At 53.5% G+C, this 18,770-nt stretch carries 17 protein-coding genes; 2 read left to right on the forward strand and 15 right to left on the reverse strand.

All coding sequences use genetic code 11. The features are described from left to right. Window positions 1-27 precede the first annotated feature (27 nt). From pstB to GQE98_RS14790, 6 genes are all read right to left on the reverse strand, one after another. Window positions 28-840 carry a phosphate ABC transporter ATP-binding protein PstB gene (pstB, locus tag GQE98_RS14765; RefSeq protein ID WP_161316484.1) on the reverse strand — a complete coding sequence of 271 codons (813 nt, stop codon included), beginning with the start codon at window positions 838-840 and terminating at the stop codon, window positions 28-30. A gap of 6 nt (window positions 841-846) precedes the next feature. Beyond that, entirely contained in the window at window positions 847-2,154 is a 1,308-nt protein-coding gene (gene pstA / locus GQE98_RS14770) for a phosphate ABC transporter permease PstA (RefSeq protein WP_161316485.1), read from the reverse strand. Next, a complete protein-coding gene (gene pstC, locus GQE98_RS14775) occupies window positions 2,147-3,388 on the reverse strand; it encodes a phosphate ABC transporter permease subunit PstC (RefSeq protein ID WP_161316486.1) in 1,242 nt (413 codons plus the stop codon). The genes pstA and pstC overlap by 8 nt, the downstream gene beginning before the upstream one ends. 85 nt (window positions 3,389-3,473) lie before the next feature. Further along, entirely contained in the window at window positions 3,474-4,514 is a 1,041-nt protein-coding gene (locus GQE98_RS14780; protein WP_202526328.1) for a substrate-binding domain-containing protein, read from the reverse strand. Between the two features lie 132 nt (window positions 4,515-4,646). Further along, window positions 4,647-6,023, reverse strand: a complete 1,377-nt coding sequence (locus GQE98_RS14785) for an ATP-binding protein (protein WP_161316487.1) — start codon at window positions 6,021-6,023, stop codon at window positions 4,647-4,649. 68 nt (window positions 6,024-6,091) lie between these two features. Then, complete coding sequence (locus GQE98_RS14790; protein WP_161316488.1) at window positions 6,092-6,838, reverse strand: SIR2 family NAD-dependent protein deacylase; 747 nt, start codon at window positions 6,836-6,838, stop codon at window positions 6,092-6,094. Between the two features lie 195 nt (window positions 6,839-7,033). On the opposite strand from GQE98_RS14790, the gene GQE98_RS14795 reads away from it, so the two are divergent. Next, window positions 7,034-7,408 carry a hypothetical protein gene (locus tag GQE98_RS14795; protein ID WP_161316489.1) on the forward strand — a complete coding sequence of 125 codons (375 nt, stop codon included), beginning with the start codon at window positions 7,034-7,036 and terminating at the stop codon, window positions 7,406-7,408. A 147-nt stretch (window positions 7,409-7,555) separates the two neighbouring features. Next, window positions 7,556-9,478, forward strand: coding sequence for a tetratricopeptide repeat protein (locus GQE98_RS14800; RefSeq protein WP_161316490.1), 1,923 nt, complete (start codon window positions 7,556-7,558; stop codon window positions 9,476-9,478). A gap of 165 nt (window positions 9,479-9,643) precedes the next feature. Here the strand turns inward: GQE98_RS14800 and GQE98_RS14805 are convergent, their stop codons facing one another. From GQE98_RS14805 to GQE98_RS14845, 9 genes are all read right to left on the reverse strand, one after another. Beyond that, complete coding sequence (locus GQE98_RS14805) at window positions 9,644-10,627, reverse strand: type II secretion system F family protein (protein WP_161316491.1); 984 nt, start codon at window positions 10,625-10,627, stop codon at window positions 9,644-9,646. Window positions 10,628-10,636: 9 nt separating this feature from the next. Further along, window positions 10,637-11,644, reverse strand: coding sequence for a type II secretion system F family protein (locus GQE98_RS14810; RefSeq protein WP_161316492.1), 1,008 nt, complete (start codon window positions 11,642-11,644; stop codon window positions 10,637-10,639). After that, window positions 11,644-13,548 carry an ATPase, T2SS/T4P/T4SS family gene (locus GQE98_RS18480; protein WP_202526329.1) on the reverse strand — a complete coding sequence of 635 codons (1,905 nt, stop codon included), beginning with the start codon at window positions 13,546-13,548 and terminating at the stop codon, window positions 11,644-11,646. Before GQE98_RS18480 ends, GQE98_RS14810 begins: the two co-directional genes overlap by 1 nt. Beyond that, the gene (locus tag GQE98_RS14820; protein WP_161316493.1) at window positions 13,545-14,786 is read right to left on the reverse strand and encodes a CpaE/TadZ family protein; all 1,242 of its coding nucleotides are present in this window, start codon (window positions 14,784-14,786) and stop codon (window positions 13,545-13,547) included. Before GQE98_RS14820 ends, GQE98_RS18480 begins: the two co-directional genes overlap by 4 nt. 14 nt (window positions 14,787-14,800) lie before the next feature. Next, complete coding sequence (locus tag GQE98_RS14825; RefSeq protein WP_161316494.1) at window positions 14,801-15,478, reverse strand: CpaD family pilus assembly lipoprotein; 678 nt, start codon at window positions 15,476-15,478, stop codon at window positions 14,801-14,803. A 5-nt stretch (window positions 15,479-15,483) separates the two neighbouring features. Next, window positions 15,484-16,908, reverse strand: coding sequence for a type II and III secretion system protein family protein (locus GQE98_RS14830; RefSeq protein ID WP_161316495.1), 1,425 nt, complete (start codon window positions 16,906-16,908; stop codon window positions 15,484-15,486). Window positions 16,909-16,920: 12 nt separating this feature from the next. Then, window positions 16,921-17,814, reverse strand: coding sequence for a Flp pilus assembly protein CpaB (gene cpaB, locus GQE98_RS14835; RefSeq protein ID WP_161316496.1), 894 nt, complete (start codon window positions 17,812-17,814; stop codon window positions 16,921-16,923). Window positions 17,815-18,057: 243 nt separating this feature from the next. Then, a complete protein-coding gene (locus tag GQE98_RS14840; protein WP_161316497.1) occupies window positions 18,058-18,276 on the reverse strand; it encodes a Flp family type IVb pilin in 219 nt (72 codons plus the stop codon). Between the two features lie 116 nt (window positions 18,277-18,392). After that, window positions 18,393-18,641, reverse strand: coding sequence for a Flp family type IVb pilin (locus GQE98_RS14845; protein WP_161316498.1), 249 nt, complete (start codon window positions 18,639-18,641; stop codon window positions 18,393-18,395). Window positions 18,642-18,770: the final 129 nt, after the last annotated feature.

An 18,770-nucleotide genomic window follows, 5' to 3' on the forward strand; every position in this document is an offset into this window, starting at 1 on the left:
GAAATTCTCCTGTTCCTGACTGTGTGATCAACCGAACCGGCCGGTGATATAGCCCTGCGTCCGTTTATCGGAGGGGCTGGTAAACAATTTCTCGGTATCGCCCGTCTCGACGATTTCCCCAAGATGGAAAAACGCTGTCCGTTGGGAAATTCGCGCCGCCTGCTGCATCGAATGGGTCACGATAATGATGGTATAGTTTTCCTTGAGCTCATCAATCAGTTCCTCGACCTTTGCGGTGGCAATTGGATCAAGGGCTGAACAAGGCTCGTCCATCAGAATAATATCCGGTCGTACGGCCAGCGCACGGGCAATACAAAGACGCTGCTGCTGTCCGCCGGAAAGGCCCGTGCCAGAGGAATGCAGGCGATCCTGCACTTCCTTGATCAGGCCCGCTTTCTCCAGGCTGGTCAGGACCATTTCATCAAGATCGTCCTTGTTATCGGCAAGGCCGTGAATCCGCGGGCCATAGGCAACATTGTCATAGATCGACTTGGGAAACGGGTTCGGCTTCTGGAACACCATGCCGACGCGCGCCCGCAACAGAACCTCGTCCACTGACGGCCCATAGATATCCACACCATCGAGCAGGATCTCGCCGGTGACACGGCAGCTGTCCACCGTGTCGTTCATCCGGTTGAGACACCGTAAATAAGTCGACTTGCCACAACCGGACGGACCGATGAGGGAGGTCACCTGATGCTTGTTGATATCCAGCGACACTCCCTGAAGGGCGTGATTGTCGCCGTAATACACATTGACATCCCGCGTCGAGATAATCACTCCGTTGCCCGTATCAGGCCCGTTTTCCACATTTGCTTCTGCTTGGGTTAGCACGTTCATTTCCTTCTACCAACGACGTTCGAACTTCTTGCGAAGAACGATCGCAAAGGCGTTCATAATGATAAGGAACCCGAGCAATACCATAATTGCACCGGATGTTTTTTCGACAAAGGCCCGCTCAGGGCTATCCGCCCAGAGGAAAATCTGCACCGGCATAACGGTTGCCGGATCGCTGAAACCGCCCGGGATGTCAGCGATAAAGGCGACCATGCCAATCATCAGCAGCGGTGCCGTTTCGCCAAGTGCCTGCGACAGGCCAATAATCGTTCCCGTCAGAATGCCCGGCATGGACAGCGGCAGGATATGATGGAATGCCGCCTGCTGGTTTGAGGCACCGAGGCCAAGTGCGGCCTGACGGATGCTGTCCGGCACAGCGCGGATGGCAGCGCGGGCAGCAATAATAATCGTCGGCAAGGTCATCAGGGCCAGCGTCAGTCCACCAACGATTGGGGCGGATCTCGGCAAATGCGCGAAGTTCAGGAAAATCGCAAGCCCGAGAAGACCAAACACAATTGACGGTACCGCCGCCAGATTGTTGATATTCACCTCGATCAGGTCGGTGAGCTTGTTCTTAGTGGCAAACTCCTCCAGGTAAATCGCGGTCATCACACCGATGGGGAAGGATATCAGCATGGTCACGATGAGCGTGTAAAAAGATCCCACCATGGCACCGGCAATACCCGCCTTTTCTGGCTCCCGGCTGTCGCCATTGGTGAAGAAGCCGGAATTAAACCGTGTCTCGATATCACCTTCCGCTTCCAGCACATCCAGCCAGGCCAGTTCCTGATCCTTCACCCGCCGATCGTCTTCGGCAAGGCTCCGGTCAATATATCCTTTTTTGAGCATATCCACATCATCGCCCGCAACAAGGGCAACAGGAACGGTCTTGCCGATCAGGTCGGGATCATTCTCCACCATTTCACGAAGCGCACTATCCGCGTCATTGCTGATGAGGCTGAACAGCTTCCGAAGGTCCCGGCGCCCCTTCACGTCGGGGAATTTCTCCCGCAGGGCATCCTGAACCAGCTTGGCATAGTTTGCGCCACGAAGTTCCGCCGCATCCCGGTTGCCATTCGGGTCGATAACCGACTCGGCAAAGGTAATGTCCAGCGTGATCGTTGTCTGTATGAAGGCGCTATGCCCCTTGCTGACAATGCTGAACAGCAGGATCCCCAGCAATGTCAGGGCGGTAAGGATCGCCAACAGACCTGTCAGGCGGAACCGGCGTTCCGCTCTTTTGCGCTTTGCCAGGTTCTTGATGAACTTTTCTGATTGCCAGCCGTTACCGGCAGCTTCTTGCACTTGATCAGTCATATTCTTCCCGATATTTGCGAACCACCATCAGGGCGATGACGTTCAGACATAAGGTGACGATGAACAGCACCAGGGCCAGCGCGAAGGCAGCCAGTGTCTTGGCACTGTCGAATTCCTGGTCGCCCACCAGCAGGCCGACAATCTGCACGGTTACTGTTGTAACGGCTTCCAGCGGGTTGGCCGTCAGGTTGGCGGCAAAACCCGCGGCCATCACCACAATCATGGTTTCCCCGATTGCCCGGCTGACAGCCAGCAGAACCGCGCCGACAATTCCCGGCAGGGCCGCAGGCAGGATCACTTTGCGGATCGTTTCCGATTTCGTCGCGCCGAGGCCATAAGAGCCGTCGCGCAAACTCTGCGGCACGGCCATGATGATGTCGTCACTCAAGGAGGAAACGAAGGGAATAATCATCATTCCCATGACCACACCGGCGGCAAGCGCACTTTCGGACACGACATCAATCCCGAGGGAATCCCCAAGATCGCGGAAGAAGACGCCAACCGTCAGGGCGGCGAAGAAGCCATAGACCACCGTCGGGATACCCGCGAGAATTTCAAGCAACGGCTTGACGACAGCGCGGAACCTGTTGGACGCATACTCGGTCATATAGACCGCGCTCAATAGGCCGAGGGGGACGGCAACGCACATGGCGATAAAGGTAATCAGCAACGTCCCGGTGAACAGTGGAATTGAGCCGAACGCCCCGCTTGATCCGACCTGGTCGGCGCGAAGGGCTGTCTGCGGGCTCCAGTTAAGCCCGAAGAAGAACTCGCTCATCGGCACCTTGCCGAAGAACTGGATCGTCTCGAATAAAAGCGAAAGGACAATGCCGAGAGTCGTAAGAATAGAGATGATCGAGGCCAGAATCAGAAGTACATAGACCAGCCCTTCGATCGTCTTGCGCACCCGAAGGTCCGGATTAATTCTTAAAATCGAAAAGTAAAGCCCCGCCCCGGTGGCCAGTAACAGCATGACCGGAAAAACAACCTGGTCGATCTGGCGCATGGCACCCGTGTCCGTCTCAAGTGGCGTCGTCTGAAGGACGGCCCAGATCACCCCGAGGATGACGGGCGGCACAAGAGACCAGATCACGACGTAAAGCCCAAACTGATGCGGGCGTGGCGTCAGGAAATTTGAGGATTTGCGAACAGTACGGAGCGCCTTTTTCGAGCCAAACCAATATCCAGCCGCGGACATCAGCAAAAGAACGATCACAAGAGGGTAAAAGCTCATAACGGTTTCTTTTTCGTTAGTAAAAAGGACGCTTGGAAGGTGAAAAAGGCGGGCAACACATGTCACCCGCCTCCTTCGGATAAGATTACATAAGTTTCAGAGGCGCCAGAGCCAGAGCATCTGTGCGAACTTTTTCACGTTCAGCCTCGGAAAGCGGGATCAGGCCCTTCTCGGTCAGGTAACCGAATTCGCCAAAGGCTTTTTCGCTGGTGAATTCAGAAATGAATTCCTTGATGCCCGGTACTTTTCCGACATGAGCGTCTTTCACATAGAAGAAAAGTGAGCGGGAAATACCATACTGACCATCTGCGATATTTTCAAACGTCGGCTCAACACCACCAACCATTGCACCTTGCAACTTGTCAGAGTTCTGGTCGAGGAAGCTGAAACCGAAGATGCCGACGGCGTCCTTGTTTGCTTCAAGCTTCTGAACGATCAGGTTGTCGTTTTCACCGGCTTCGATGTAGGCACCGTCTTCACGAACAGCGTGAGCTGCGGCCTGGAATGCCTTCTTGTCTGATTTGCTCAGGGCGCTCAGCATTTCGTAGCCTTTTGCGCCACCTTCCATGCCCAGCTCAACAAACGCGTCGCGCGTTCCGCTGGTTGGGGGCGGGCCGAGAACTTCAATTTTTGTGTCCGGGAGAGACGGATCAATGTCGCTCCATTTCTGATAGGGGTTATCAACCAGCTTGCCGTCAATCGGAACCTGCTTGGCGAGAGCAGCAAAGATCTGCTTCTTGGTCAGGTTCAATGCACCAACAGCCTTGGAGTTGGCAAGAACGATGCCGTCATAACCGACTTTAACTTCAGTGATATCGGTAACGCCGTTTTTCGCACAGGTTTCAACTTCTGAGCTCTTGATACGACGTGAAGAGTTTGTGATGTCAGGCGTATTCAAATCCACACCTGTACAGAAGAGCTTCAAGCCCCCGCCAGAACCGGTGCTTTCAACAACCGGTGTTTTGAAATTACCGGTGTTGCCAAAAGCTTCAGCAACTGCGGTTGAGAACGGGAAAACAGTTGAAGAGCCGACGATCCTGATCTGATCGCGAGCCATAGCCTGCCCTGAAAAGGCAACAGTGGCGACCGTTGCGGCGATTGCCAGACCGAAAGTTTTATTTAGCACGTTTAATTCTCCGTTAATTGCATACGACAGCGTTATCTGTCGTTGAGCGGGACAATGCCCTTTGTCGAAGACACAATTACTACAGTTTCATGACAGTAATGTTACAGCGAAAAAGTGGCTGATTTCTGCAGTTTATGCGCCTGACGACGGCAACCTAACGGAAAAAGTGGACCCTTTTCCGACCACGGAGTCGATCTCCAGATGGCCGCGATGGCGACTCACAATATGTTTCACGATGGCAAGGCCCAATCCCGTCCCCCCGAGTTTACGGCTGCGATCGCTATCCACCCGGTAAAATCTCTCTGTCAGGCGGGAGAGGTGCTCCTCCGGGATACCTTCCCCTTCATCAATGACCGAAACACGTGCTTCCCGCGCGCCGATCTCGACCTCCACCCGAATCTCGCTTTTCTCAAAGCTGTATTTCAGGGCGTTATCGACCAAATTGGTGAATACCTGGGTCAATTGATCGAAATCACCGGTTACGAACACCTCATCCGTCGGCATTTGTACCGCGATTGTCTTGCCCATATCAGTCGATTTCGCCTTGATCAGGCTGTTCACGCCCTGCAACACCTTACCAAGATCAACCCGGTCGGAGGGGCGGCTGTGCTCATTGATCTCGATATGCGACAGGGAAAGAAGATCGTCTATCAGCTGCGACATTCTTAAGGATTGCGCCTGCATCATGGAGAAAAACCGCTTATGTGCCTCCAGATCGTTGCGGGCCGGACCCATCAGGGTTTCCAGAGCCCCAATCAGGATCGCCAGCGGGGTTCTGAGCTCATGGCTGGCGTTGGCGACAAAATCAACCCGCATCTGCTGCATCCGGCGCGACTCGGTCAAGTCATGCAAGGTGACAATCAGGCGAAGCCCCTCACTGCTTTCATCTTTCAGGTTAACAATATAGGCCGCGACATGTCGGGGAACAACATCGGTGACGGTAAACTCGATCCGGCTATCCGGATCCTTGCCTTCATAGGCGGCATCAACGGCCTTCAGCAGAGCCGGATGACGTAGAAACCGGGTCAGGTCTCCTTCCATTTCCGTCACATTGAAGAACCGGTTCGCCGCCGTGTTGGAGCGACGGATGCGGCGCCGGCTTCCGAGCACCAGCACCGGATCAGGCAACATATCGAACAATAAGGACGCCTCATCCTGGCGCATCTGCGCTTCACCCAGCATATGCTGCAACACACGGCGGTACTGCTGCATAGTCAGCAGCAAGTTATCCAAGGGCAACAAGCCGGTCCGCAGTCCTGCGCGCGTGTCCTCTTCAAGCGGTGACATAATCGCCGCGCGCTCCATCCTGAAAGCCACTGCCTGCATCTCCCTCACCAGCCGGGCATAGAGAATAAGGGCCGGCAGAACCGCCGCTGTAATAATCAACAAATATTCTTTGAAAACGAAGTTCTCATCTGAATATAAAAAAAATGTGACGATGGAAACAGGCGCCGCCATAGCGAAAACGAACACCACCATTTTCCATAAGTAATTATTACTGTTATACATTTTATATTCTCATTGCGGTCACGCCGGGAAATTAGACAAATCTCTATCCTTCTTATGAAAGCGTTCTTTTACAGTTTTGTGACAGAAGCGAGTGTTTCCCCTATTTCACGATTAAGCACCAGGTCCGCATACGCGTCCAGCGGTGTGGCCTCCCGATTGAGAATAACCAGTTCCGCCCCACCCTGCTTGGCCATTAACGGAATATCTGCCGCCGGGTAAACAACCAGAGAGGACCCGATTGCCAGTAACAGATCGCAAGATCGGGCTGCAGTGGACGCCCGGCGCATTTCCTCCACCGGCATCGACTGACCAAAGGAGATGGTTGCTGTTTTGACGATCCCCTCGCATTTGCCGCAGGTCGGCAGCGTCTCAGCCTTTGAGAAGATTTCCTCCACCTCCGCGAGTTCCATGCGTGCCCCGCAGTCGAGGCATTTTGCATAGGTGGTATTGCCATGCACCTCGATCACATCCTCGTCACGAATGCCGGACGCCTGATGCAATCCATCGATATTCTGTGTGATCACGGCGGAGATTTTTCCTCTCTCATAGAGTGAGGAGATCGCCATATGGCCCTTATTGGGCTTGGCTTTCGATAAAACCGGTTCCATCGCGAACTTGCGACGCCAACTCTCGCGCCGGGCTTCTTCCGATTGCAGGAACTCGGAAAAATCGATCGGGCGGTTCTTCTCCCAAAGCCCGCCAGGGCTGCGAAAATCCGGAATTCCGGATTCGGTGCTGATCCCCGCCCCGGTAAAAATGACGATAGACTGGCTGTTATCGATCAACTCGGCAAATTCCTCGAGATCCGCTGACATTCCTCTCTCCTTGAACAAGGGTGTTGCGTCCGTTTCCCCGGTGCCGCATGACTATCTTCCCATTATAGGGATAAAGCGCGGATCACCCAAATTCAGAAATTCAGCGCAACGCATTCACAAATCGCGGAGCGGAGCGTTATCTGTACATGTCAAACGGCACCGCTTCCATGGGATGCGCGTCATCAGGAGTACAGCATGAGTAGGGAAAACATGAACAATATTGTCGCAAAGGAATTTTCAGACGCCTTGGCCCGTTGCAACCAGCAGGGCATAGACGCCAGCACGGTACGTACAGGCCTGCTGACCATCGCCATTGCCAATTTCGTCAATGGAATTGGACTCGCCAACACGGTCGCCCTGTTCGATGCCCTGCCAGAACAAATCCGTTCCGGCATGTTTGACCGTTTTGTGAGCCCTTCCGCAGCGCAGCAGGCGACCTCCTCGCCCAACTACCCCGCCCCTGTCAGCGTAACACAGCAGCAGCCGGTGGATGTTAACCGTTTTGGGGCGGCATCCCGGCCATCTGCGGCTCCGTCAGAGGCTCCCGCCATCAAGCGACGGCGGCTCTAGGCCGCATAAAATTCCGGAAAACATCCCTTCACCTCGTTTTTGTTGAATTTTAGAACAATTTTCCCAAACCATTAACCGTTTTTAAGGAAGATGTTCGTAAGCTGTAGCATGGATTTGTTCTATTTCTTTTAAAGAGAGGCCTCAGCTGTGCCGCAGAATATACAATTTGCCGCCCGTCTCCGGACAGTTCTTCTCGCCACAACCGGTCTGGTTGCTGCGGGATGTAACACAATTGCCGATCAATCCGCCACTGCAGACCCGGCAGAGGCTCGCCCCATCATCGCGACAAAGGCTCCGAGCAATAGCTCTTCCTCAGAGGGCCTGACGTATGAAGCGATGTTGCGAGTTGCCCATCGCGCCTGGCAGAAAAATGATTCTGCCACGGCACTCGGGCTTTTTGCAACCGCTGCCAAGCAACGGCCAACAGAAGCTGCGCCGTACCTTGAAATTGGGAAAATCCTCCGAAAAACAGGGCGTGCAGACGAGGCAATCTCCATTTATCAACGTGTGCTTGCCTTTGACGGCAACAATATTGCTGCCTATCACGGTATCGGGTTCAGCCATCTACAGATGGAAAAGCCCTATCTGGCCTCCCAGTCATTCATGAGATCCCTTGAAATCGATGGCGATAACGCGAAATCGCTGGGCGGTCTTGCTGTCGCCCTTGATAAGGCGGGCGATCATGAAAAAGCGCAAAGCTATTATCAGCAGGCCATCAAGGCCGACCCCGATAACCTCAATTACCAGAGTAATCTCGCCCTTTCACTTGCCCTTTCTGGCAAGACTGAACAGGCGATTGCTATTTTGAAGGTTGTCACCCAACATCCAAACGCGACGGCAAAACATCGCCAGACTATGGCGCTTGCCTATGGACTCGCCGGTAAATCCGCTGAGGCCATGAAGTATTCACGTATGGATCTTTCAGAAGAAGACGCTCGCAATAACGCGCTTTATTTTGACGCCCTGAACAGTAAGGCTGACGAACAGGTCGCCTCGCTCGACGATCAAATCAAGCTGATGAAAGCCTCCCAGGATAAGGTAGTCACCGAGGCACGCGAAGAATCCGCAATGCCCCGTATGCCGGAAAACCCGGATGTTCTGGTGGCGCGTCTCGAAAATGAACAGTTGAGTACGAACGCCAGGACAAACAGTAAACCTGTGCCAGCTCAGGCAGATCCGAAAAGCCTCGTCCCGGCGCCCACTGCGCCAATGATGATCGCACAGTCTGAGACACCCACCAAGAAAGCGGCGCCGGTAAAGGACATCACGCCCGTGGTTGTGACCAAGAAATCGGCCCCGGTACTGGAAGAAAAGCCTGTTGTCATTACCAAGAAAGAGGTTGTGGAACCGGAAGACAAGCCCGTTACCTTAACTAAGAAGGAACCGGATGCACCGACGGAAAAACCTGTCACATTCGTGAAGAAGGAAGCCATCGCGCCGGTTGACGTTGAGAAGCCGGAAACAGTCGCCAAGGCGGAGGTTCCGGCCCGTGAATGGACACTCGATGCGAAGCCGGAGCTGGTTTCCAAGAAAAGTGAACCCGTAGTCTCCGACTCCGTCATCGCGGAGGTTTCTGCGGACGACGTAACTGCCATCGAGAAGGTTGGGCTGACACCAGGCAATATGTCCACCAATGGCGATTTAAAGGCCTATACCCCTGATGGCGGTAACTACTTCCTCCAGATTGGTTCCTACAAGGAAAAGGCCGACGCCGATAAAGGCTGGAAGATTGTGCAGACCCAGAATGTTGACCTGCTCGGCGAGATAGACCCGATTATTCAGGAAATTGATCTCGGCGAGGAAAAGGGTGGCCTGTTTTACCGCCTGAAAATTGGGGGGTTCTCGGACAAGGTTCGAATGATGCAGCTTTGCGGCAGCCTGCGCGACCGCAATTTTGACTGTTTTATCCCGATGACTCCGAAGGTGAAGGCCCCAACGAAGGAAGATAGCGCCCCCACCCTCGCGCCGAACCAGCGTATTGCGGAGGACGGCGACGTCACCAAGCCAGTAATATCGGATGACACGAACAACATGACGGCGGACTTTGAAGAAGGCTTTAGCGCTCTCTGATAGCCTCCCCAGACAACAACAAACGGGCCCGTCTTAACTAACGGGCCCGTTTTTTATGGGCAGTTTACGGTGGGTGGACAAAGAAAAGCCGGCGCCTGAATTCTCATCAGACACCGGCGGAATATTTATCTAACCAAGTCGTGGCCCGCGATACTCTGAGAGAGATCAGCCCGCGCCGCCGAAAGCATCAATGGCCTTCAGGACCGCAGGACCGATCAAGACGATGAAGAGCGCCGGCAGGATGAAGACGATCATCGGAACCGTCATAATGGCGGGTAGTCGTGCCGCCTTCTCTTCTGCCTTCATCAGGCGTTCATCTCGCATTTCAACTGCCAGCACCCTGAGGGCGACTGCCAGCGGCGTACCGTATTTCTCGGTCTGGATCAAAGTGTTCACCAGCGTATTCATGGCCTGGAAATTCACCCGTGCAGAAAGATTTGCAAGCGCCATTTTACGGTCCGGCAGAAAGCCGATTTCAATAGACGTCAGGCCAATCTCATCCGAGAGTTCAGGCGCGGAATTAGCAATTTCCCGGCAGACCCGATCAAGGCCGCTGTCGAGGTTTAGTCCTGCTTCCGTACAAATTACCAGAAGGTCAAGCGCGTCAGGGAGCGACTTACGGATGGCCTCATACCGCTTTGCAATCTGGTTCTTGAGCAGGGTATCGGGCAGAAGATAGCCGACAAAACCAGCAAAACCTGCGGCCAGAAGACGCACAGGAACCGACCAGTCCACAATATCTGTACCAAGTAGATAGGCGGCGGTCAGCACCGCGAACAGGAGTGGCAGGGAAATCTTGGCGAACAAATAGGCCACCAGGGCATCCTTCGACCGCCAGCCGCCTTTCGCAAGCTTGGCGGCCATTACCTTCGCACGCTCACCTCGCATCAGCTGCAGCTTCTTGACGACGCGATGCATCATGTTTTCGCGTACGACAAGCTTACTGCGTTGCTTTGTATGATTGACGATATCGGATTTCAGTTTCGTCCGTCGTTTATCAAGATTCTTGATCCGCCCCGGTAAGGCGTCCTTTACAAGAAACGCATTCCACATCATCAGGACAACTGCGAAGGAGGCAACACCGGCAATCAGCGCCAGCATATTTTCAGAGCGGAGCCAATCAGGAAACAGCGTTACGATATCGACCATATCTCTCTCCTAAATCTCGAAGCGGACCATCTTGGCCATCACGCCAACACCGGATCCGATCATGCCGAGACCGGCACCGATCATGTACATCCCGCGCGGATCTTCAAGCAACGTCATCACATAGGACTCATTCGCCAGCCACAACATGCCAAACATGATGAAGGGCAAGGAGCCAATAATCCAGGCGCTGGCCCGGGCTTCCGACGACATTGCCTTGATTTTCAGCTTGATCTGACGCCGTTTGCGCAGGGTATTGGCAAGCCCGCCGAGTGTTTCGGCAAGGTTACCGCCCGTTTCGCGCTGAATGGATATGGCGATAATCAGGAACTTGAAATCCGGCAGATCGATCCGCCGGGCCACGTCCCACAGACCACTTTCAAGGCTCTGGCCGACCCGCATCGCATCAGCTACGCTACGGAATTCCTTGCCGACGGGATCAGGCGCGTCATTACCAACCGTGACAATGGCCTCGCTGATTGGAAGACCCGCCCGCAAGCCCCGGCAAAGCAGCTCGATTGCTTCAGGAAAGGTTTTCATGAATTTATTGACCCGCCGCTTGCCCAAATAACCAATAATGAAATGCGGCAGGAACAGCCCACTGGCAATACCTACGGGGGTCGCCAGAAACATCGACATGCCATAAACATAATGACCCGCGAGAATGATCGCGAGGATCAGCACACCGGTCAATGTCGCATATCTGGAAATCGGAATTTTAAGGCCTGTTTTCTCGAGCCGAATTTTCAATTGCTCCGGCTTGGGAACGAGAGCCTGGATCAGGCTATCAAGGATCTTGATACCGCTGGTATCCTGGGCCCGCCGCGCCGTGCTGCGCGCTTTTACCTTACCCGTTGGTTTCTGACCCTGGCTAATTTCATTCAGGCGGCGCTTAATTTCACTTGAATGGCTGTCACCGCCGGCGAAGGCGAACACCAACAGCAAGGAAATGAGGAGTGTCGCCCCGCCAACAACAAACATTATGGTCAACAGATCACCCGATCCGGCAGACTCAAACATTACATGACTCCCAAAAGCATTTTCTCCAGGCCAAAATAAGCTGCCCGTGGTGCGAAATGTGGCCGCAGACCAGTCGATTTGAACTCACCGAGCAACCGTCCACCCTTGTCTTCACCGTGGAATTCGTACCAGAAGAGGTCCTGCATGGTGATGACGTCCTCTTCCATGCCAACCACTTCGGAAATATAGGTCACGCGCCGGACACCGTCGCGCATGCGGCTGATCTGGACAATCAGGTCAATGGCGGACGCAATCTGGGTACGCACGGCTTTCGCGGGTAGATTGACACTCGACATCCCGACCATATTCTCCAGCCGGGTCAGCGCTTCACGCGGACGGTTGGCATGGATCGTTGAGAGGGATCCGTCATGGCCCGTATTCATGGCCTGCAACATATCAATGGCCTCACTGCCGCGGATTTCGCCAAGGATAATCCGGTCAGGGCGCATGCGCAGGGCATTTTTAAGAAGGTCCCGCATTGAGATTTCGCCGCCCCCTTCAAGGTTGGCGGAGCGGGTTTCGAGGCGAACCACATGCGGCTGCTGCATTTGCAGCTCGGCCGCATCCTCAATAGTGACAATACGTTCACCCGGATCGATCAGCTGCGAAATCGCGTTCAACATGGTCGTTTTACCGGAGCCCGTACCACCGGAAATCAGGATATTCAGCCGCGACCGGCCAGCAACCCGCAAGACCGTTGCTGCTGCGGGCGAAAGATTCTGCTGTCGTTCCATGACATCAAGGGTGATTTTCTGTTTCGCAAATTTACGAATGGAAATCGAAGGACCGTCAATCGCCAGCGGCGGAATGATGATATTCACACGACTGCCGTCTGCAAGGCGTGCATCGACAAGTGGATTGGATTCATCAACCCGGCGGCCGACATGGCTCACTATTCGCCCGGCGACCTGCATGACATGGGCATTGTCACGGAACTGGCAATCGGACAGCACCAGCTTGCCCTTCTGCTCGATATAGACCTGCTTGGGACCGTTGACCATGATATCCGTGATCGTCTCATCCGCCAGCAGCGGCTCCAGCGGACCGAGGCCGAGCATGTCATGCATCAGGCTTTCGGTTAGTTCACGTTGTTCCCGCTGGTTGAGCTGAATGCGCTCCTCGATCAGGATATCGGTGATGATGTCAGAAATATCCCGCGCCAGGTCAAGCCGGTCCATGGTCACGGCCGCGCTGATATCGATGCGCTCCATCAAGAGTGGCTGGACCACTTCCTTCACGGTCTCAAGATGTTTGTTCATCTTGTTGCCCGTGGTTTCTGGCGTCATATCGACGTTAAAGAGGGAGGCCGACTTGTCGTTGTGATCCGGCTCGCTTTCCTCTGCCAAAGATTTGGCAAGCGGGACGACCGGTTCGACTATTTCGTCCTCGGCGCGGCGGTCGCCGGACGATTTACTCCCCATATCCTCCGTGTGCTCAAAATCGACTTTTACCTCGACCGGAGCTTCCGGGTCCGCCCCGAAGACTGTCACGCCCTCTTCGACAATTTGTGTATAGGCCGGGCTTTCACCGGTATCTTTTACCTCAACCGTGGCAGCCTCATGACTTACCGGCGTAGCAGGTTCCACAATCGGTTCGGCGGGAACAGATTTCTTTTTCTTTTCAAGCTCAGCCCACAGGGACTGAGTAAGATCATTAACAAGGGTCCGTTGTTCAAGAACGTTCAGGTCGACCTTGGCACTCTTCATGGCTTCACGCAGATAGGCCTTTACCATCTGCGCAACAACAGACCGGTTTTCATTCACATCGATTTCAGGCAGCAGCTTTTCAGAGACCTCCGGCGCAAACCTCGCCACGAGCTCAGCCGCCTGCGGTCCAGCTACACTTGGTGCAACGGACTTGGTCTTGCCTTTACTGACCGATGAAGATGAACGCCATAAACTCACGCTTTAGGTCCCACTTCTTTCTTTTTCTTGCCGCCTGGGACCAAGGTAAACAGCCCCTTCTTTTTCGGCTTTTCATATCCGGAAACATCCGCCGCCAATTCCTGCAATACCTTAGCAATTGGGGCCTTCACCGACACCTCACCGACGGCCTTTCCCGCATTGGCGCAGACGGTTAAAGTTTTCCCATCCTCCGGGATGACATAATCAACTGATTCGTTCAGACCGCGTTCAAAATCTGCCTTTGAAACCTGCGCTGAACGTTCAGATCCAACCCGGCTGACCACCTTGAGAATGCGGCCCTTGGTCTGCAGCGTCGTCATGGCCTGGGTGATCCGGTTGATATCCCGAATACCCGCAAGCGACTGATCTGATACCAGGATGACAGTATCCGCTGACGCCAGGAGAGCCCCCTGTGTGGGCAGGAGATGCCTCGGAAGATCGACGATTACCTGATTATAATCCTGGCTGATCTCTCCGATCAGCGCATCTATGGATTCCTCGCTGACATCAACAAGCTCATCGATCGGTTCCTCAGTTCCCAGAACCGCGAGATGATTACCATCCTTCACAATGGCGCTGTCGAGGAACAGTTTGTCGAGACGGTGCGGATTTTCAAGTGCTTCCCGAAAACCGCCACCCGTTTCGATATCAAGAGAGAGCGTCGTTGTGCCGAAATGCAGGTCCAGGTCCATCAGGGCCGTCGGCAGCTTTTCTTCATTCGCCATGATCCAGGCGAGATTAGTCGCAATTGTTGTCGCTCCGACGCCACCGCGCACGCCGACAACAACAGTCAGCTTGCCGCTCTGGGCCGCATTGAGCGCCTGTGACTGCCGTCCGATATTTTCAATCGCGTCCTTCAGAACTTCCGCGGTTAGGGGCTTGACCAGATAGTCCTTCGCGCCCAGCGCTATCATTTTGCGGAACTCACTCACCTCATTGGATGTGCCGAGGACAATCAGCGTATTGTCCGCCCCCATTTTACGAACCAAGCGGGTGATATCGCCATCAGGATCAACACTCTCGGTTATATCTGCCAGCACTACTTTCGGGGAATTTCCAGGTTCAATCCGGCCCAGCGCCGCCGTGATACCGCCATCGAGGGTGGCATCATCCGAATACTCAAGAGCGGCGCAAACCTCGCGATTGACTTCCAGGGACTTTTCATCCTCAAGAAAGCCCATGTACTCTTCGCAAACCGAATTGCCGAAAAGTGTACTTAAAGATGATGATTTAGCCATTTCCTGTGACTCCCTTACTGGCTGGAACCGCTTGCAGAACCAGCCGAACCCTTCCGATATTGTTCAATTGCTTTCGCGGCCCGTTCGCCTATTGCCGAATCGTTCGTTGCCGGGTTCACAAGGTCCTTCGGATTGGCGATCATACCCGCCAGAGCCTCCGCATTTGCACATCCCATATAGGGAAGCGGGAGATTCTCATGGCCAAGCCCTTTTGGCTTGTACCAACCCTTCTGGCAGTTCGGATCGACGGTCGCGACATACTTTACAAAATAGACCCGCAGAGAATTAGCGGCGTTTTCCCTGGTTGCACGCGGCGCAACAGAGAAACCCTGAACTTGTAGAAAATGGGCAACTTCGGCAAAGCGCTGTTCGTTCAGGCCACTATTACCTTCGAAAGATGGCAGCTCGACCTCGACTGTCTCGCCAAATTCAATTTGCTGGGCATCAATAAAACCGAGCAGCTTGCCTTTTTCAATGTCCGCAAGACCAGACCGACCGGCCTCGAAACCAACGATGATGGTCGGCGTTAATTCGCTCACCGTGATTTTCTTTTCCAGCTTTGCTTTTTCCGGGCTGGCCGTTTCACCATTGGCACCCACCAACCCTTCCGGCGATGTGCAGGATGCGGTTAATAAAAGCAGTCCTGCCAGGCCGACCAGCATCTTCGATTTTCTAACTAGTTTCTGTTGCATCAGGTCTACTCCAGGATAAAGCCAGCAGGGCCAGCAAGCTTAATATCTTTTGTGGGGGCAGCGGCAGCGGCAGCATCGCGGCCATCCTTTTCTGGTGCATTCTCGCCCAGAGTCGGCCGGAAGTTTTTACCATCCACATAAAGATCATTATCATTCGGCGGAATGTAACCGTCTGTCGGCTCTGCAATCCGCGAATTGCTTGGTTTAACAAGATACGGCGTGACGATGATCAGCAATTCCGTCTCGTTCCGCTGGAAGGAAGATGAGCGGAAAAGCGCGCCCAAAATCGGAATGTCGCCAAGAAACGGCGTTTTGGAAATATTATTATCCCCGTCACTGCTGAGCAGCCCACCGATAGCAAAGCTCTGCCCGCTTGACAGTTCTACGGTAGTTTCTGCCCGACGGGTCAAAATCGACTGAATAAAGGAGCCGCCGACATTAATAGCAGAGGAGGAGGAAAGCTGGCTGACTTCTGGTTTGACCTGTAGATTGATCAGGTTGTCATCAACAATAATTGGCTTGAATTCAAGCGAAACACCAAAGGGCTTATATTCAACGGTAACTGCGCCATCTTCCTGGGGAACCGGGATGGGAAATTCACCACCAGCGAGAAACTTCGCAGTTTCACCGGATAACGCCGTCAAGTTCGGTTCAGCCAGAATAGTGAGCAGCCCTTCTTCATCGAGCGCATCAATCACATTCAGCATATCGAAATTTTTACTGGAATAACCGGAAGCGTAGTTCGTACCGGAGCCAAGCCGGGTGACTCCCGATGCCCCGCTACCGACGATATCGGTTGGCGTGGCAAACCCGAGGAAGGCATCACCGATACGACCAAAGACTTCCCAGTTTACGCCAAATTGCTTCGTTATCGAACGGGAAACCTCCGCAATCCGCACCCGCAGGTTAACCTGCATGGCGCCGGCTACTTCAATCCGGTTAAATACTGTACCTCCACCAAGATAAAGTTCCGCCAATCGCCGGGCATCCTCAGCTTGCGCCGCAGATTTCACACGACCGGTCAACATAATGCCGGTGGGAGTTGAACGTGCCGCCAGGCCGCCATTGGGGCTCACACCCTGAAGCGCATCATTCAATGACGTTACGTCATGAGTAATAGAAATTGGCGAATTGAGTAATACCCGACCCTGAGCATCAAGCGCAAAAAGATTGGTGCTGCCCGTTCCTTTTCCGAAAACATAGATAATTGTCGGCGACTGGACCTGCACATCAGCAAGTTCAGGGTTACCAACAAATACCGAGGTTGCAGGCTTATCCAGTTGAACAAGTTTCCCCGAATTCAAGGTCAGGGAAAGAATGTCACCCTTGGAATTAATAACCTGCGCGGCATGGATCTGCGTCGGAGCGCCTAGCGCTAATACCAATCCCAGCGCAATTGCGGCAAACGGTTGCAATAGTCTTGTCAGCATCGAAATTACTCCTTAGTCGAACAATTTCTGCTTGGCTTCGCCAGCGCGTACGACATTGATGACTGTTGTCGGAATACCCATCCGGGGGGATCCGCCGGTTATCAGACGGCTTGCCTCGTTGTCCCAGGTATGACCCCGGCCGCGTTCGGCCTTGAAGGCGACCTGACCATCCTTGCTTTTCGCTTCATCCTCTACGCGTGCGAGAGCGCGAAGAGACAGGGACAGCCCCCCCAGCTCCCTGGCGACGGCAACAATTTCCGCGCCCTTTGGTGAAACTTCCAATGTGGCAACGCGGCGAACCGCTGCTTCCTGGTTCTGATCATTGGTTGACTGGTCCATGGCCACCACCCGAACATCGGTCAGGATGGTTTCACTGGCCCGTCGGGCACCGCTCGTCTCGCCCTCCATTTCCGATTCCTTGACAATCGAATGAGTGAGAATGACGTCGACCCGGTCACCCGGAAAGACGAAACCGGCAATACCTGATGTCATATCAACGGGAATAGAAACAGCGCGCTTGCCGGGATTAAGGACCGCGGCGAGAAAGCCGCTTTGCCCCGGCTTCACCATGCGGGAATCGGTAATCGGTTCACCGGCAATGACCCCCTGACGAACAACTGTCCCGATAAAATCGCTCAATTCTCCAACCTTTTCGACAACATAAAGATCTTTAACATCATCGTCTTCAGGCCATGCCTGCCATTTCAGATGTTGTTCCTGCACCAAAGTACCGGCCGGAAGGTCTGTCGCCGCAACGAGAATTCTAATATTATGCTGTACTGGCTGGGCCTCTACTGTGGCCGTTTCGGTGACGGGCGTTCGCTGGTCCGCCCAGCTACGCACAAACCACACAGTCGATCCGGTAATGAGCAATGCAAAAACGATCAGTATTAATTTTCGCGCCATGGTGTTAATTCCATAAGGTTTCAAATATGAACCACCCTACACATGAAGACATTAATTTCCGGTTAAATTTATGGCGAATTACGGGCTATAATTTCGAAGATATTGTCGCGGAATACGACCTTAAAACTGGTCGAAAATGCGCGTAAAAACTGTATAAAATTTGAGATATTTGGGTGGGAAGTGCCATCATGACACCTAAGCTGCGAAAGCAGGTCTCGCTACGGGGGAGAAGTTCGCAGCGGATCAGGAACAGCTATCGGTTCCATCTTCAGAAAGAGAGTAATCTCCGCCAATCGCGACGCAGAAATCTTCTGTAATGCCAGAAAAAGCTTCTAGTATAGTTTCGCCCGTTGAACCGAAGGCAACAACTGCGGCAATCGAAACGAGGGCGGCAATCAGTCCGTATTCAATGGCTGTTGCACCGGTTTCGTCTTCAATAAATGACTTCATAAAATCAACCATAGCAACCTCCAGATCTATATAAGCAATATCAATCCTGGATATACGGCATGTAATACATATGAGAGCCGAAATGGAGAGGACGCTGATCAATCAGCGTCCTCAACCAGATAGTTATATTAGCTACCACCAGAAGCGGCTTCACCACAAGAACCGGCGACACCAGTTGTAGTATTAGAAGCAGTATAAGTACCACCAGTACCTTCACAGAGAGCTTCTGCGATATCGTCGAATGCACCGACGATCGTATCACCGAGTGCTGTAAAAGCAACAACACCTACCAGAGCGACGAGGGCAGCGATCAGGCCATATTCAATAGCCGTAGCACCAGACTCGTCTGTTACAAAAGAACGGATTACTTTAATCATTTTGAGTCTCCTAAAATTCAGGACCTTCGTCCTGACACTTAACAAAACTTGGTTTTAGTCCCGCCGGGTTTTTAAGACCCTTTGGTATCCAGACTTTTTAGCCCGCGTTGAACCCGCAACCTGAAAAGC

It is taken from the genome of Sneathiella litorea, assembly GCF_009882915.1.
Lineage (GTDB): Bacteria > Pseudomonadota > Alphaproteobacteria > Sneathiellales > Sneathiellaceae > Sneathiella > Sneathiella litorea.